This is a genomic window from Kitasatospora sp. YST-16 (assembly GCF_026802215.1).
Taxonomy (GTDB): Bacteria; Actinomycetota; Actinomycetes; order Streptomycetales; family Streptomycetaceae; genus Kitasatospora; species Kitasatospora cineracea.
This window is the reverse complement of sequence record NZ_CP113837.1, coordinates 6,923,669-6,938,015: the sequence shown is the minus strand read 5'-3', so window position 1 is coordinate 6,938,015 and position 14,347 is coordinate 6,923,669. Positions and strand designations below refer to the sequence as shown.

Genomic DNA, 14,347 nt, shown 5'->3' with positions numbered 1-14,347 from the left:
TCGTCCGATCAGGTAACCGGCCGCGACCCTGGGAGGCCCGGATGGGCAAGCCACTGCTGTACCTCGACGTCGACGGGGTGCTGAACCCGGTGTTCCCGCACCCCGACGGCGACTTCGACACCCACACCCTGCTCGGCTACTCCGTCCTGCTGTCACCGCGCCACGGCGACTGGCTGCGCGAACTGGCCGACCACTACGAGCTGGTGTGGGCCACGACCTGGGAGGAGCGGGCCAACGAGCACATCGCGCCGCTGCTCGGGCTGCCCGAGCTGCCGGTGGTGGTGTTCAGCGGGTACGTGCCGCAGCCGGGCGACCCGCGGGTGCCGCTGATGGAGCTGTTCTCGGCCGCCAAGTGGGCACCGATCCTGCGGCACGCTCAGGGCCGCCCGTTCGCCTGGGTGGACGACTGCATCCCGCCGCGGCTGGTGCGGCGCAGCGTGCTGCGGGCGGACCGGCTGCTGCTGCCGGTCGACCCGGCGCAGGGGCTGCAGCGCGAGCACGTGGACCGGTTGCTGCGGCGGCCCCCGTCGCGGGCCTGGCCGAACCCGTGGGCCTGCTGAGGAGCGGCGCGGTCAGTTCCGGGGCGGGTCGGGGCGGTCGGCGATCTCGACCCAGACGTGCGGCCAGCGGGCGTTGTCGCTGTGGCCGAAGCGGTCGCCGAGGCCGAGGACGCGCAGCACCGCCAGGGTCTGGGTGCGGTCGGGCTGCTCGACCACCCGGACGGAGAGCCGGGTGGCCCCGGTGCGGGTGCGGTCGACGACCGGCGGGCGGCCGGTGAGCTTGTGCAGGGCGTCCGAGATCCGGCGCACCCGTTCGCTGCTGCTGGCCGGTTCCCCGTCCATCCGCCGCTCCCCCGTTCCGCGTAGCCGTCCTCGTCCGGGACACCCTACCGCCGGGCGGTGACGGGGTGTCAGGTCGTAGGCGGCGCGGCGCGGCGGGGGTGGGTCAGGGCAGCCAGCTGACGTGGCCGGCCAGCAGGGCGTAGCCGACGAAGGCGGTGGTGTCGATCAGGGCGTGCGCGGCGACCAGCGGGCCGACCCGCTGCCAGCGGCGGTAGAGCAGGCAGAAGACCACGCCCATCACCATGTTGCCGACCAGGCCGCCGACGCCCTGGTAGAGGTGGTACGAGCCGCGCAGTACCGAGCTGGCGACGATCGTCGCGGGCCAGCTCCAGCCGAGTTGGTGCAGGCGGCGCAGCAGGTAGCCGACCACCACGACCTCCTCCAGGATGGCGTTCTGCCAGGCGGAGGCGACCAGGACCGGGATCCGCCACCAGACGTCGGGCAGGCCGGAGGGGGCGACGGTGAGGTTGAAGCCGGCCGCCTGGGCGCCGAGGTAGAGGGCGAGGCCGGAGCCGCCGATGCAGGCGGCGACCACGGCGCCGCGGCCGAGGTCGGAGAGCTTGTGGCGCAGGTCGAAGCCGAGGACGCGCAGCGCGGCGCCCTCGCGGACCAGCAGGTAGCCGACCAGGACGACGGGCATCAGGCCGCGGGCGACGTAGTAGAGCTGCCAGGCGAGGTCGAGCCAGGGGCGGCCGGGCGCGCGGGAGGCGTTGAGGGTGGCGACCTGGGTGCCGAGCGCGGCGGGTTCGGTGAGCGAGCCGACGAAGCTGATCAGTGAGCTGATGCCGCTGGCGCCGAGGGAGAGGCCGAGGACGATCAGCAGTTCGGCGGCGAGCAGCCGACGCGAGGGGGTCTGGGGCGTGGTGGCGGGCTCGGCCGAGGCGGTGGTCACGGGTCTCCCGGGGGCGGACGATCGGCCCGGGGCATGCTGCTGCCCCGGGCCGATCATCCTTTCACAGGAAGATGAGGCTCCCGTGAAACGCCGCAAGTGGGGGGAGGGAGAGGACCGGGCAGCCCGCGGCGCGAGGGCCGGAGAGAAGAAAGGGCAGGAAGAGGAGGAACGCGGAGGAGGCCGGAAGACGAGGCTCCCGTGAAACGCCGCAAGCGGGGGGAGGGAGAAGACCGGGCAGCCCGCGGCGCGAGGGCCGGAGAGGAGAAAGGACAGGAAGAGGAGAAACGGGGAGGAGGCCGGAAGACGAGGCTCCCGTGAAACGCCGCAAGTGGGGGGGGGAGGGCTGGGGGTCAGTCGAGGGGCCAGGTGTGGACGGGTTCGCCGGTGCGCATGCAGTCGATGTAGCGGCGGGTCATGGCGGCGATGGCCTCGTTGGGGTCGAGGTTGTGGTGTTCGCGCAGGCGGTGGACGGTGGCGGCCTGCCAGGCGGCGCCGTTGGTGCGGCGGAGGCAGCGTTGTTCGATGATGCCGAGGTAGCGGTCGCGGTCGCGGGGTTCGATGCCCCACTCGTCCAGGCCCTGGTGGGCGAGCGGGAGCAGTTCGTTCAGGACCAGGTCGGTGGCCGGGAGTTCGACCAGGCCGCGGGCGCCGCGGCCGCTGCGGGGCCACCACTGGACGGCGTCGATGCCGTGGCGGGCGCCGTTCTGGAAGTTCTGGTCGGCCCGCTCGAAGGGGAGCCTGGTCCAGATCGGGCGGGGCTGTTCGGCGAGCACCCGGACCAGGCCGTAGTAGAAGGCGGCGTTGGCGAGGGTGTCGACGACGGTGGGGCCGGCGGGCAGGCAGCGGTTCTCCACCCGCAGGTGGGCGACGCCGTCGGCGACGTCGTACACGGGGCGGTTCCAGCGGTAGACGGTGCCGTTGTGCAGGCGCATCTCGCCGAGCCGGGGGACGCCGCCGGAGGCCAGCACCTTGACCGGGTCCTCGTCGTCGCAGATCGGGAGCAGGGCCGGGAAGTAGCGCAGGTTCTCGGCGAACAGGTCGAGCGCGGAGTCGACCCAGCGCTCCCCGAACCAGGTGATGGGGCGCACGCCCTGGGCCTTGAGCTCGGCCGAGCGGGTGTCGCAGGCCTGCTGGAAGAGGACCGGGCGGGTCTCGCGCCACAGTTCGCGGCCGAACAGGAACGGGGAGTTCGCGCCGAGCGCGAGCTGGGCGCCGCAGATCGACTGGGCCGCGTTCCAGACCGAGGCGAACCGGGCGGGGGTGACCTGGAGGTGCAGTTGCAGCGAGGTGGCGGCGGCTTCGGCGACCATCGACACCGAGTCGACGGCGAGGCGTTCCACGCCGTCGATGTCGAGGGCGATGTCCTCGCCGCGGGCGGCCAGGATCTGGTCGCTGAGCAGGGTGTAGCGGTTGTTGCGGCTCATCGCGTCCAGCCCGGCGTGTTCGAGGCCGAGGGTCGGCAGGATGCCGACCATCACGATCCGGGCGCCCGCGGCGGCGGCCCGGCGGTCGGCGTAGCGCAGGCCGGTGTCGAGTTCCTCGCGGAGGTCCTCGAAGACGTGGCCGCCGAGCCGGCGCGGGGCGATGTTGACCTCGATGTTGAACCGGCCGAGCTCGGTCTGGAAGTCGGCGGAGGAGATCGCGTCCAGGACCTGTTCGTTGCCGAGCACCGGGAGTCCGCGCTCGTCGGCCAGGTTGAGTTCGATCTCCAGGCCCATCATCGCTTTCGGGCGGTCGAACCGTTCCTCCCTGAGCATCCGCCCCAGCACGTCCTGGCAGGACTGGAGCTTGCGGCGGTACAGCTGCCGGTCGGCCAGTTCCGCCCGGGTCGCCACGACCTTCTCGCCCACGGGTGCCTTCCCCCCCTCGGTCGACAGTGCCTGAGCATCATGCCCAGGTCGAAGATCGATAGCCCGCGATGCGAACACCCGGACGAGACAGGCTTTCTGACGGTGGATCAGGTCGGACTCGAGTTGTGCTGGACAACGGAACGTGATATGAAGGTCACCCTGCGCACCTGTTCGAATGAATTCGCACGCCGCTCAGGCCCGGTCCAGGCCGTCCGAGACGCCCACGATGTCGAGGGAACTCGTCGACGACCCGCCCACCCACTCGGCGCTCATGCACAACCGGACACGGCCAGACCTCCCTCACGTCGGCGCCATGCCGGTATGCCGCATCGCCCGCCGATCTCGCACGGAGAGGCGACTCAGCCATGACCTTGCACCTGTCCCAGCCCCCGGCCGGCGCACTGCGCGCCGCGCTGTCCGCCCTCGCCCCCGAGGCGGCGCTGTCGCCGCCCTCGGCCGCCGTCCTGCGGCGCGGCGCCGGGCGTCCGCGCCCGTTGCTCGCGCTACCCGTCCACGCCCTGCGCGGGCCCGCACCCCGGCTGGCCGGGGCCGACTGCACGGGCTGGCGCTTCCTGCTGGGTGGGGGCGGCGCCGAGGACGCCGCGCCCTCGCCCTGCGGGCACGACGGCTGCACCGGCGGCAGCCGGAGTGCCGACGGCGGGCCGGAGTACGGGCCGCTGGCCGTCGGCGAGTTCACCGAGGACGGACTGGACGGGGTGGTGGCCTCCGCCGAGGTGGTCAACGGGCCGGACGGCCCGGTCTTCTCCCACCTGAGCGCCGGCCCGTTCCTCGACTCCACCGTGCGGGCGCTGCGCCAGGCCTGGCAGCTGACCCACGGCACGCCCGTCCGGTACGAGCCCCGGCTGCTGCCGCTGCCCGAGCACTACGCCTCGGCGCTGTGGCTGCACGGCGGCCAGCCCGGGGAGGACCTGCTGATCCCACTGGCGCCCTCGCCGCTCGGGGTGGCGGCGCACCAGGCGCTGCCCGCCGCCGAGTTGCTGGCCCGGCTGGAGCGCTCGCCGGTGGCGCGGCCGACCGCGCTGATCGGCTGACGTCCGCCGCCGTCCGCCCGGAACCGACCCGTACCACCCGGACGGGCCATGCCGGGCTGATCCGATCGGATCAGCCCGGCATGGCCCGTCTGTGCGTGGATCGGGGCGAATCCCGCCCGCTCGGGTGATCTCGCGCGTTCTTCTGTGGCGCATGTCACCAAATGGCTGCGCGAGCGCCCGTGGAGTCGGACACTGGTGTCGGTTGGGTGGAGGACCCATCGTCCTACCCGGCTGACGCCGTTTCACACCTGATCCGGTGCAAATTTTCAGCGAAGCGAGGTACAAGGATGTGCCAGCACCGAACCGAGTGTCCGTCCTCCGACTCGGCGGACCGTGAGGCGGCCGTCCCGGTCGCCCGCCACCCCGAGCAGGGCTGGAGCCTGCTGTGCAACGGGGTGCTGCTGTTCGACGACACCGGTGAGCTGCTGCCGGACGGCCGGGTGATCGCCCCGCGCCGGAGCCTGCTGATCGCTGCCTGATCCTCCGCTCCGCTCTTCTGGTGCCCGCCCGGAGTTGCGCCCTCCCGGCGGGCACCGGCGCGTCCGGGCGGAGGCGGCGGGTCAGGAGCCGCCGGGCGGGCGGCCGGTGGGGGTGGCGGGGTCGTACCAGAGGCTGGCCATCGGGGAGCGCAGCGTCCAGCCGAGGCTGGTGTAGAGGGCGCGGCCCTCGGTGGTACCGACCAGCAGGGCGGTGCGCGCGCCGGCCGCGTGCGCCTCGTGCTGCAGGGTGCGCATCAGGAGCGAGCCGAGGCCGCGGCGGCGGTGCTCGGGGGCGGTCTCGATCTGGTCGGGGACGGCGACCAGCGGGGCGTCGGTGCGGCCGCCGAGCGGGACGGCGGGGGCCAGGCCGAGCTGGCCGCGGGCGGCGAAGGCGCCGTCGGCGGTGCGGACCAGGGCGCGGACGGTGCCGCCGCGGTGCCAGGTGGTGATCCGGTAGCCGGCCGGGACGGCGGGGTGCTCGGGGCGCAGCGGGAGGGTCATCAGGTACCCGGGGACGTCCTGGTGCCAGCCGGGGCCGACCCAGGGCAGGACGCGCTCCTCCTCGGCGAACAGTTTGAGCCACGTCCAGGGGACGGTGGTGCCCTCGGTGAGCTTGCGGACGTCGGCCTCGGCGGGGGCGGGCAGCACGTGCCGCCACACGTGGCGCGGCTGGCCGACGTCGATGCTCCAGCCCCAGGGTTCGGGGGCGGGGTCGGCGGCGCCGCGGGAGACCGTCCAGCCGCCGATCCAGGCCCGGACGAGTTCGGGGACGGTCGCTTCGTCGGGCACGGGCACGCTCCAGGGCAGGTAAGGGACGCTGACGGAGTTCGGAGCTTACCTGGTCGGATGCGGGCAGGTCACGGGGGTTTCCGCAGTGGCGGTGGCGGGGTCAGATCCGGTGGGCGGCGACGTAGCGGGCCGGATCGGCGCGCAGGTCGCCGTGCCAGCGGGTCAGGCACTGGTGGGCGGAGGTCCGGCCGGTGGCGGCGATCTCGTCGAGCGGGTCGAGGTGGGCGGGGACGTGCGGGGGTTCCAGGCCGGCGGCGACCCGGGCCTCCAGGCCGGCCCGGGCGAGGCGGAGCAGCTCGGCGGCCAGGGCCCGGACGGGGGTGTCGCCGAGGCGGGTGTCCGGACCGCGGGCGGGCAGTTCGGTGCGGGCGGCGCGGTGCTCCTCGGCGGTGTGGTGCCGGGTCGACTCCCAGGCGGCGCGGCAGGATTCGGGGTGGTAGGTGAGGCCGGTCCACAGCGCGGGCAGCGCGGCGAGGTGCGGGGCGGGCGGGCCGTCGGCGCCGCGCGGTTCCAGGGTGCGGCGCACCCGGGTGTCGGTCCACAGCTGGGAGAGGTGGGCGGACCAGTGCGCGGCGGTGGGCCCGGTGCCGTCGGGCAGGCCGTCGCGGAGCAGGTCGGCGAAGGTGCCGCCGGGGGCGCGGTGGTAGCGGCCGTCGGCGGTGCGGTAGTGGATCAGCGGGATGCCGAGCGCCCAGTCGACGAGGTCCCCGGCGCTCACGTCGGCGCGCAGGGCGGGCGGCAGCAGGCCGGTGCGGAGCGGGTCCGTCCGCAGCCAGGCCCAGCCACGGTGGGACAGCAGGCCGCACGGACGGCCTTCCAGCAGCGGGGAGTTGACGAGCAGCGCGGAGACCGCGGGGGCGACGGCGGTCTGCATCCGCAGCTTGCGGGTGAGGTCCTCGGGGCCGAGGAAGTCGAGGGTGGCCCGGGTGGACAGCGAGAGCGCCATCATCTGCGGCGCCCCGCTCCCCCGCCGGTCCGAGGCCGGCGAAGTAGCGGCGCATGGCCGCGCCGCGGGTCATCGGCACCCGTTCGACGTCGGCGAGCCGGCCGAACGGCAGGTTGCCGCCCGGGACGAGGGCCGGGCCGAAGCCGGCCGCCAGGTCGGCGAGGCGCTCCAGTGCCGCCCGCACCTCGTCCACGGCGCCGCCGACGCCGGGCGCGGGCATCGAGGAGTACTCGATCCGGCCGCCGTGCTCCAGGGTGACGCTGCCGCCGCCGGGCAGCCGGACGCCGGTCAACTGCCGGGTGTCGTACTCGGGTTCGCCGCCCCAGCGCTCCAGCACCGCGGCCCGCACGGCCCGCACGCCGCGCGGGCCCGAGTAGCGGGCCCCGATGCCGGTGACCGGGTCGAGCAGGGCGCACTCGACCTCCACGCCGACCCGTTCCGAGGCGTCCGGCGCGGGGGTCAGCGGGGCGAGCAGGTCGGCGCGGCCGAGCGGCTGCGGCCGGCTCACCGGGCCCGCACCGGCCCGGCGGTGCCCGCGCCGATCACGGCGACCCGGCCGCCCGGGCCGGCCACCGGCCGCAGCAGGTCCGCGGGGAAGGCGAAGCCGGTGTCGGACATGGGTGGCGGCCCTTCGGTGGAGCATCGGGGGGATCGGCGGTGGGGGGGCGGTGCGGGGTTTCGCGGAGCGGTGCGGCTGCGCGGGGTCCCGGTGGTGGCGCGGGTCAGGCCTTCTTGTTGAGGGAGGTGTTGTTCCACCGGCCCTGGCGGCCGGCGGCGAAGGGGACCGGGCGGTCGCCGGTCTTCCCCTCGCAGCGGGTGCCGGGGGTCGGCGGGCTCTTCGGGGCGGCGCCGTGCGGGTCCTTGAGCGAGGGGACGGTGAGCGTCGCGGCTGGTGCCAGGTCCGCGGACTGGAAGCCCCGGGGGGCGGGACGTATGACAGGCCGAGGTGGGAGCTGGAGACGGTCTTCTTGCCGATCAGCAGGAGGCGGTGGCCGTGCCGGTCGGCGGCGTCGGTGCTGACGGTGTCGGCGAGGGGTGCGGTGCTCATGCGCGGGCCTCCTGGGGGGCGGGGGTGTGGCGGCGCTGCCAGAACGGCCGGTCGGGCCAGCGCTGTTCGGCGGCGTAGTGGGTGCGGTGGTTGCGCAGGTAGGTGGCGCGGACCTGGTCGACGGTGCGCGCGTAGCCGGGCAGGGCGCCGGGGTCGCCGGCCAGGTGGGCGTGCACGGCCGTGCCCGCGCTCAGGCCGGTGAACAGGGCGGTGAGGATGCCCTGCGAGGACAGCGGGTCGAAGGCGAGGGCGGCGTCCCCGGCGGCGGTCCAGCCGTCGCCGTGGACGGTGTCGAGGCGGGCGGTGTGGGCGGGCGCGCGCCGGGGCGCGGCGGCCGGGGGCCACGGGTGGGCGGCCGCGAGGGGGCCGATGTGCCGGGTGGCCGCGAGGCCGGCCGGCAGGGCGGTCCGGTGGGCGGCGGGCAGGTCGGCGTCGGTGTACCGGGCGAGCAGGCGGCGGCCGGCGGGCAGCGGTGCGGTGTACCACCAGCCGTCGGGGGCCGCCTCGACCGTGGTGGTGGTGTCGGCGGGGTGCGCGGTGGGGCCGAGGGTGAGGTGGACGGCGAGCAGCCGGTCGCTCACCAGCCGGCGCGCCCCGCAGGCGGTGGCGACGGCGGCCCGGCGGCCGGTGGCGTCCACGATCCACCGGCAGCGGACCGGCTCCCGGCCGCCCAGGGCGACCGTCCACCCGCCGTCGGCGGTGCGCTCCAGCGGGCGGGCCGCCGTCCCGGTGGCGAGCGTGACGCCCTGCGCCCGGGCCCGGTCGCGCAGTCGGCGGTCGAACAGCGGGCGGTCGAGGTGCCAGCCGTGGCCGTGCGGGTCGAGGATGCTGTCCGTCGAGCCGAGGGCCGGGCCGCCCCACGCGGAGCGGTTGGCCAGGCACGGCAGGTGGCCGTGCGTCAGGACGCCGTCCGCGCCCAGGTCGCGCAGCAGCACCCGGGCGGCGGCGGGCAGTGCCTCGCCGACCGGGGCCGGGCCGCGTCCGGCGTCGGCCAGCAGCACCGTCCGGCCCGCCCGGGCCAGGGCGAGGGCGGCGGCCGCACCCGCCGGGCCGCCGCCCGCCACGACCACGTCGAAGAGCGGGACGCGGGAGGCGCGGGGACGCGGGGCGCGGCGGGTGCGGCCGGGCTCACGCGCCGCCGTCCGCGGGGCGGGCGCCGCCGCCGTTGGCCGACTCCTCGCCGAACGGGTCGAGCTTGTCGATGTAGCCGACCGTGATCTCCTCGGCGCTGTAGCCGGTCCGTTCGGCGACGCCCCCGAGCACGCCGCTGTAGGCGGCGCTGTCGAGTGCGGTGGCCTCCGGGACGTGCACGGTCACCAGGTTGCGGTCCGGCGAGACGCCCTCCAGCGGGAAGCCGGGGACGGACTCGACCTGGACGGTGGCGGGGAACTTCCCGTCGCCGACCGTGTAGCGGCGGGTCTCCACGATGCCGAAGTGGTACCACTCCTTGGCCGCCTGGGCGAGCTGCTCCTTGTACTCGCCGCGCAGGCCGCGCAGCCAGGAGGCCCGGCGGGCGAACGCGTCCAGCCGCTCGTCCTCCGAACTGCCCTCCCTCCTTCCTGGTTGACGATCCGGAAGTCCTCCTCGGTGAGGACGTGGTTGGGCACCCGGGCGGGCCAGAAGGTCGGCAGGTGCGGGTCGTAGCGGCCCTTGGGGAGGGCGTTGGACTCGTAGCCGGAGCGGCAGCTGGCGGTGTCGGTCTGCCAGGGGATCGCCATCCAGCGGGTCAGCCCGCCGGGCGGCTGGGCGTGCAGCGGGCCGTCGGCGCCCAGGGCCTGCTCGGCGCTCAACTGCGGGCCGTAGTCGGGCTCGGGGTCGTCCTCGGCGCGGTGCAGGATCCGGAACGGCTCCTGGTACAGGCCGGTGTGCCGGATCGGCCAGGTGACCTCGCAGCCGGGGTGGAAGGCGTCGGCCAGGCAGAAGTCCAGGGCGGCGCGGTCCAGCAGGCCGGGCTGCTCGGCGATCGGCGCGTCCTCGATCCGGCTCGGGAAACCGGGCACGGCGGCGGTGCTGAACTCCCCGTTCGCCCACTTCTCCAGCTGCGCGATCTGGGTGTCGGAGAGCGTCATGTACTGCAGCTGCGACTTGGGCTTGCCGGCCATGCCGTCGCCGTAGAACCACGGCCAGGGCAGCGGGGAGCGGCCGCCGTCGCGCTCGTAGTCGCGCATCGCGGTGAACACCTGGCGGCGCAGCTCGCGGTTGCGTTCGGCCTTACTGGCCAGCCGCTCCAGCAGGGCGGGGGCCATGAAGTCCTCGGGGCCGCCGAAGCCGTGGTGGGTGGCGTAGCCCTTGTTGACCCACTGGAGTTCGCAGAAGCGGTGCAGGATCGGCTTGATGTCCCGCTCGAACACCACCTCCTCGCCCGCCCCGACCGGCCGCTCGGGCCGGAAGACGTCGTGCAGCAGGTCCCACAGGGTGCGCGGGGTCTTCACGTCCGGGGCGAAGTTGGGCGGGCCGACCACCACCCAGGCGCCCTTGACCTCGACGTCCCTGCCGTCCAGCTTCAGGGTCGCGGTGACGGGGCCGTCGGAGGTGTCGTCGTACCAGCCGTCGTTGTTGCCGAAGGACACCAGCGGCTCGCCGCCGGGCGAGGCGGAGGTGCCGCTGCCGCCGAGGACGACCAGCCGGCCCTCCTCGTCGGTCCGCATCCGGCCCAGCGGGACGGGGACGCCGAAGCAGGTGCCGCCGGTGAACTCCACCTCCTGCTCGCCGCCGGGGACGAGGGTCTTGCGGCCGGGGTCGATGACCAGGTGCGAGCGGTCCGCGTCGCCGGTCTTGCCGTTGCGGCGCAGGGACGCCTTGCCCTGCATGTCGGGGATGTCGAGGGCGAGGTCGAAGTTGTACCAGGCGGCCTTCCGGTTGGCCACGTGCACGGCCCACTCGACCTCCACCCCGGCCTCGGCGGGCTTCAACTCCCGCACCACCCGGCCCTGGGCGTCGTAGCCGTAGAGCCGGAACCGGGCGGCCTGGCGCTTGACCGCGCCGGTGGCGTCCTTGTAGAAGCCGACCGGCGCCGGCTCGGGCGCGGGCGTCTCGGGGCCGTGGAACCAGCCGTCCGCGGCGGTGCTGTTGCCCACGCGGGCCACCCCGATCGCGGGGTGGATCTTCGCGTAGGCGATCTCGGCTGTCATCGGTTGCGCTGTCCTCTCGTGGACGGGCGGTGGATGGGCGGGAGGGAATCCGCGGGTCGCCGACGGGCCGGCCCGTCGTGGCGCGCTCTCCTCGCCCCCGGAAAGGCCGTGCGTAAACGATCAGCTGGGCGACACCCTGCCGCGACCACCCCTACGGCTATCAGGCGACACCCCCCGCCACCCGCCACCGACTACGCAATGTCATCCCGATGGGCGGCGCACCGGCGCGCGGCCACCTCCGGCACCGCCAGGGCGCGCCCGGGCCGCACTCCCCCGCGAAAAGCGCCGGTCCTCCCCGTGGGGAGGCCAGTTGCGGCAGCCGGGGCCAGAGTCCGCCGCCGCGCGGCTGCCAGCGCTTCGGCGCGGCTAATAGCGCTTCGGCGCGCTCAAGGGCGGCTACCTCTCCGACCCCGGCACCCCGTTCGCCCGGCGCTCGCCGACGCCCGACGTGTCCGGACGAGGGGCGGGGCCGGGCGCCCGGGGCGTCAGGTGTTGGTCGTGACGCCGGTGCAGGCGAGGAACTCGGCGCGGGTGCGGGGGTCGGTGCGCAGGATGCCGAGCAGGGTGGAGGTGAGGGTGCGGGTGCCGGTGGCCTGGACGCCGCGCAGGGTCATGCAGGTGTGCTCCGCGTTGATGACCACGCCGACGCCCTTGGGGTCCAGGTTGTCCTGGAGCCAGTCGGCGATCTGCTTGGTCAGGCGCTCCTGCACCTGCGGGCGGCAGGCGAAGTGCTCGACTATGCGGGCGAGTTTGGACAGGCCCAGGATGCGCGCGCCGGGCAGGTAGCCGACGTGGGCGGTGCCGACGAAGGGGAGCAGGTGGTGCTCGCAGACCGAGCGCAGCGGGATGGCGCGGGCGAGCACGAGTTCGTCGTAGCCCTCGTCGTTGGGGAACGTGGTGAGGTCGAACGGGCGCGGGGTGAACAGTTCGGCGTAGGCGCGGGCCATCCGGCCGGGGGTGCCGCGCAGGCTCTCGGAGTCGGTGGACACGCCCAGGGCTTCGAGGAACTGCGCGGCGGCCCGCTCGGCGGCGGCCAGGTCCCTGCCGCTGGTGTCGCGCACCACGTGCAGGGGCGGGAACGGGGTCGCGCCGTCGCCGGGGACCGGCTCGGTGGCGGGAGTGCTCCAGGGGGACATGTCAGCTGCCTCCGATGCTGAGCGCGGACAGTAGGACCAGGACGACGGTGACGACGGCGAGCAGTCCGTGGCCGAGGACGACGGCGACGGGGAAGCGGCGCTCCGCCGGGACGCCACCGGCCGGGGCGGGAGTCGCGGCCGGGGTCGCGCCGGTGGCGAGGTCGCCGACCGCTCCGACGGCGATCAGCCACATCGACCTGCGGGCCAGGAACCCGGGATCGCCCACGGCGTGGGGGGCGATGTCGAGGACCAGGCTCCCCGCCCAGGCGCCGATCGGCACGGTGACCAGGATCGGGTGGAACGGGTGCCCGTACGGCCCGGTCAGGGCCGCACTGACCGGCTGCTTCGCCTCCTGGCGCCACCGTTGCGCGCTGCTGCTCATGGCGCACCGCCTCCCTTTTCGCCAACAAGTCTTGTCGTTATTCCGGCCACCCGTCAAGCGCAGGACCCTCACCCGGTCGTGCGGGAGTTATCGTGGGAGCGTGACGGACCAGGACACGTCCCCCCAGCAGCCCGAACCGATCGACGGGATCGAGTCGGTGAGCGTGCTCGGCGAGGAGTCCCGCCGCCGGATGTTCGCCTTCATCCGGCGCGCCGGGCACCCGGTCACCCGGGACGAGGCCGCGGCCAGCGTCGGCATCTCCCGCAAGCTGGCCGCCTTCCACCTCGACAAGCTGGTCGCCGCGGGCCTGCTGCGCGCCCGCTACGGCGCCCCCGGCGCCCAGCGCCGGGTGGGCCGCCAGCCGAAGGTCTACGAGCCCACGGACGCGCAGATCGCGGTCACTATCCCCGAACGCCGCCACGAACTCCTCGCCGACCTGCTGCTGGCGGGCGTGCTGGGCGAGGGCGGGGGCGCAGCGCCGCCGACGCGGCGACCGTCGCGGCCGCGGACCGCGGCCGGCGGCTGGGCGAGCAGGAGCGCGAGCGCAGCCGGCCCGGACGCCTGGGCGCCGAACGGGGCCTGACGCTCTGTGAGCGGATGCTCGACGCGTACGGCTACGAGCCGGTCCGCGAGGGCCCGACCGAGGTCCGGCTGCACAACTGCCCCTTCCACCCGCTCGCCGCCAAGGCCACCGACCTGGTGTGCGGACTCAACCGGGCCTTCCTGGACGGCTACCTGGCCGGCCTCGACACCACCGCCGTCCGGGCCGTGCTCGATCCGCGGCCGGGCGAGTGCTGCGTGGTCCTCACCGACACCGGCCCGGGGCCCGGCCAGGATGGGCCCCGGTAGTCGGCGGCGCGGGTATCGGACATCCTGTTTTCCGTTATCCGGACGATGGTGGCGGGCGGCGGGCGGGTCCGAGGGGACCGTAGGGTCAACGTGCCGGCGGGGCAGGAGAGTTGGCGCGCCGGGCGGGGGTCAGCCCTGGCGGCCGGGGAGCATCGACAGAGCACGGGCGCGCTGGGCGACCAGGTCGTCGTAGGTGCCGTCGCGCTCGGCCCAGCGGTGCATCCGGACGCCCTCGACCAGGATCTCGTGCGGGGTGGGGTCCTGGGCGAGCAGCTCCATCACCTCGGTGGCGAAGCCGTCGAGCGGCAGCGCGTGCGGGTTCACCCGCTCCTGCCCGGCGGTGGCGACGGCCGGGGGCACCAGCTCGACCACGTCGACGCCGGTGCCCGCCAGCTGCGCGCGCAGCGCCTCGGTGTAGGCGTGCACCCCGGCCTTCGAGGCGGCGTAGCTGGGCATCGGCGGGAACGGCAGGAAGGCGATGCCCGAGCTGACGGTGACGAGGGTGCCCGCGCCCCGCCGGACCAGGTGCGGGGTGAAGGCGTCGAGCACCCGGACGGTGCCGAGCAGGTTGGTGTCGACGGTGGTCCGGGCCGCCGCGAAGTGCGCGGGGTCGCGCAGGTCCTCCAGCAGCATGACGCCGGACATGGTCACCACGGTGTCCAGTTCCGGGTGGCGGGCGAGCACGGCGTCCCGGGCGGCGGTGACGGAGGCGTCGTCGGTGACGTCGACGGCGAAGGCGTCGAAGCCCTCCCCGGCGAGGTCGGCGAGCGCCTGCGGGTCGCGGCCGCCGACGGCCACGGTGCTGCCCGCGGCGGCGAACCGGCGGGCCAGTTCGCGGCCGATGCCCGAGGTGCCGCCGACGACGAGGACGGTGCGCTTGGAGAGGTCCACGGGGGTCTTCCCTTCGGTGGGGCGCCGGGGCCGGGCGGGCCCGCGGCGCGGGCGGCGGGG

16 protein-coding genes and 1 pseudogene are annotated in these 14,347 nt (G+C 75.1%); 5 read left to right on the top strand and 12 right to left on the bottom strand.

What is annotated here, in order from left to right:
* The first annotated feature begins 41 nt into the window (after window positions 1-41).
* Window positions 42-560 (top strand): HAD domain-containing protein, encoded by a 519-nt coding sequence (locus tag OU787_RS31185; protein WP_030461567.1) that lies wholly within the window; start codon window positions 42-44, stop codon window positions 558-560.
* Between the two features lie 12 nt (window positions 561-572).
* Here OU787_RS31185 and OU787_RS31180 read toward each other — a convergent pair whose 3' ends face one another.
* The 3 genes from OU787_RS31180 to OU787_RS31170 all read right to left on the bottom strand — a co-directional run bounded on the left by OU787_RS31180 (window position 573) and on the right by OU787_RS31170 (window position 3,584).
* Window positions 573-842 carry a hypothetical protein gene (locus OU787_RS31180; protein ID WP_268661365.1) on the bottom strand — a complete coding sequence of 90 codons (270 nt, stop codon included), beginning with the start codon at window positions 840-842 and terminating at the stop codon, window positions 573-575.
* A gap of 103 nt (window positions 843-945) precedes the next feature.
* Complete coding sequence (locus OU787_RS31175; RefSeq protein ID WP_268661364.1) at window positions 946-1,734, bottom strand: CPBP family intramembrane glutamic endopeptidase; 789 nt, start codon at window positions 1,732-1,734, stop codon at window positions 946-948.
* Window positions 1,735-2,084: 350 nt separating this feature from the next.
* The gene (locus OU787_RS31170) at window positions 2,085-3,584 is read right to left on the bottom strand and encodes a hypothetical protein (RefSeq protein WP_030461564.1); all 1,500 of its coding nucleotides are present in this window, start codon (window positions 3,582-3,584) and stop codon (window positions 2,085-2,087) included.
* Between the two features lie 365 nt (window positions 3,585-3,949).
* On the opposite strand from OU787_RS31170, the gene OU787_RS31165 reads away from it, so the two are divergent.
* A complete protein-coding gene (locus OU787_RS31165) occupies window positions 3,950-4,636 on the top strand; it encodes a hypothetical protein (protein WP_268661363.1) in 687 nt (228 codons plus the stop codon).
* Between the two features lie 287 nt (window positions 4,637-4,923).
* A complete protein-coding gene (locus OU787_RS31160) occupies window positions 4,924-5,115 on the top strand; it encodes a DUF5999 family protein (RefSeq protein WP_030461562.1) in 192 nt (63 codons plus the stop codon).
* An 81-nt stretch (window positions 5,116-5,196) separates the two neighbouring features.
* Here OU787_RS31160 and OU787_RS31155 read toward each other — a convergent pair whose 3' ends face one another.
* The 8 genes and pseudogenes from OU787_RS31155 to OU787_RS31125 all read right to left on the bottom strand — a co-directional run bounded on the left by OU787_RS31155 (window position 5,197) and on the right by OU787_RS31125 (window position 12,547).
* A complete protein-coding gene (locus tag OU787_RS31155; RefSeq protein WP_268661362.1) occupies window positions 5,197-5,904 on the bottom strand; it encodes a GNAT family N-acetyltransferase in 708 nt (235 codons plus the stop codon).
* A gap of 100 nt (window positions 5,905-6,004) precedes the next feature.
* Window positions 6,005-6,853: a glutamate-cysteine ligase family protein gene (locus tag OU787_RS31150; RefSeq protein WP_442788589.1), complete on the bottom strand. Its 849-nt coding sequence runs from the start codon at window positions 6,851-6,853 to the stop codon at window positions 6,005-6,007.
* A 97-nt stretch (window positions 6,854-6,950) separates the two neighbouring features.
* A pseudogene (locus OU787_RS34930) lies at window positions 6,951-7,187 on the bottom strand (glutamate-cysteine ligase family protein); the annotation flags it as partial.
* Window positions 7,188-7,894: 707 nt separating this feature from the next.
* Entirely contained in the window at window positions 7,895-8,968 is a 1,074-nt protein-coding gene (locus OU787_RS31145; protein ID WP_268661361.1) for a tryptophan 7-halogenase, read from the bottom strand.
* Window positions 8,969-9,026: 58 nt separating this feature from the next.
* Window positions 9,027-9,209 carry a hypothetical protein gene (locus OU787_RS31140; RefSeq protein WP_268661360.1) on the bottom strand — a complete coding sequence of 61 codons (183 nt, stop codon included), beginning with the start codon at window positions 9,207-9,209 and terminating at the stop codon, window positions 9,027-9,029.
* A 2-nt stretch (window positions 9,210-9,211) separates the two neighbouring features.
* Window positions 9,212-11,029, bottom strand: a complete 1,818-nt coding sequence (locus OU787_RS31135) for a LodA/GoxA family CTQ-dependent oxidase (protein ID WP_268661359.1) — start codon at window positions 11,027-11,029, stop codon at window positions 9,212-9,214.
* A gap of 485 nt (window positions 11,030-11,514) precedes the next feature.
* The gene (gene folE / locus OU787_RS31130; protein ID WP_081967053.1) at window positions 11,515-12,165 is read right to left on the bottom strand and encodes a GTP cyclohydrolase I FolE; all 651 of its coding nucleotides are present in this window, start codon (window positions 12,163-12,165) and stop codon (window positions 11,515-11,517) included.
* Between the two features lies 1 nt (window position 12,166).
* Window positions 12,167-12,547, bottom strand: coding sequence for a DUF2231 domain-containing protein (locus OU787_RS31125; RefSeq protein ID WP_051817200.1), 381 nt, complete (start codon window positions 12,545-12,547; stop codon window positions 12,167-12,169).
* A 100-nt stretch (window positions 12,548-12,647) separates the two neighbouring features.
* On the opposite strand from OU787_RS31125, the gene OU787_RS31120 reads away from it, so the two are divergent.
* Entirely contained in the window at window positions 12,648-13,130 is a 483-nt protein-coding gene (locus OU787_RS31120; protein ID WP_268661358.1) for a helix-turn-helix domain-containing protein, read from the top strand.
* A 14-nt stretch (window positions 13,131-13,144) separates the two neighbouring features.
* A complete protein-coding gene (locus OU787_RS31115) occupies window positions 13,145-13,396 on the top strand; it encodes a hypothetical protein (RefSeq protein WP_268661357.1) in 252 nt (83 codons plus the stop codon).
* Between the two features lie 129 nt (window positions 13,397-13,525).
* On the opposite strand, the gene OU787_RS31110 is transcribed toward OU787_RS31115, so the two are convergent.
* Window positions 13,526-14,287: an SDR family oxidoreductase gene (locus OU787_RS31110; RefSeq protein ID WP_030461553.1), complete on the bottom strand. Its 762-nt coding sequence runs from the start codon at window positions 14,285-14,287 to the stop codon at window positions 13,526-13,528.
* Between the last annotated feature and the right edge of the window lie 60 nt (window positions 14,288-14,347).

Excerpts from the sequence above, each read along its gene's own strand:
- folE (WP_081967053.1), bottom strand. The coding sequence starts at position 12,165 with ATGTCCCCCTGGAGCACTCCCGCCACCGAGCCGGTCCCCGGCGACGGC.
- OU787_RS31135 (WP_268661359.1), bottom strand. The coding sequence starts at position 11,029 with ATGACAGCCGAGATCGCCTACGCGAAGATCCACCCCGCGATCGGGGTG.
- OU787_RS31125 (WP_051817200.1), bottom strand. The coding sequence starts at position 12,547 with ATGAGCAGCAGCGCGCAACGGTGGCGCCAGGAGGCGAAGCAGCCGGTC.
- OU787_RS31180 (WP_268661365.1), bottom strand. The coding sequence starts at position 842 with ATGGACGGGGAACCGGCCAGCAGCAGCGAACGGGTGCGCCGGATCTCG.
- OU787_RS31165 (WP_268661363.1), top strand. The coding sequence starts at position 3,950 with ATGACCTTGCACCTGTCCCAGCCCCCGGCCGGCGCACTGCGCGCCGCG.
- OU787_RS31160 (WP_030461562.1), top strand. The coding sequence starts at position 4,924 with ATGTGCCAGCACCGAACCGAGTGTCCGTCCTCCGACTCGGCGGACCGT.
- OU787_RS31185 (WP_030461567.1), top strand. The coding sequence starts at position 42 with ATGGGCAAGCCACTGCTGTACCTCGACGTCGACGGGGTGCTGAACCCG.
- OU787_RS31115 (WP_268661357.1), top strand. The coding sequence starts at position 13,145 with ATGCTCGACGCGTACGGCTACGAGCCGGTCCGCGAGGGCCCGACCGAG.
- OU787_RS31150 (WP_442788589.1), bottom strand. The coding sequence starts at position 6,853 with ATGATGGCGCTCTCGCTGTCCACCCGGGCCACCCTCGACTTCCTCGGC.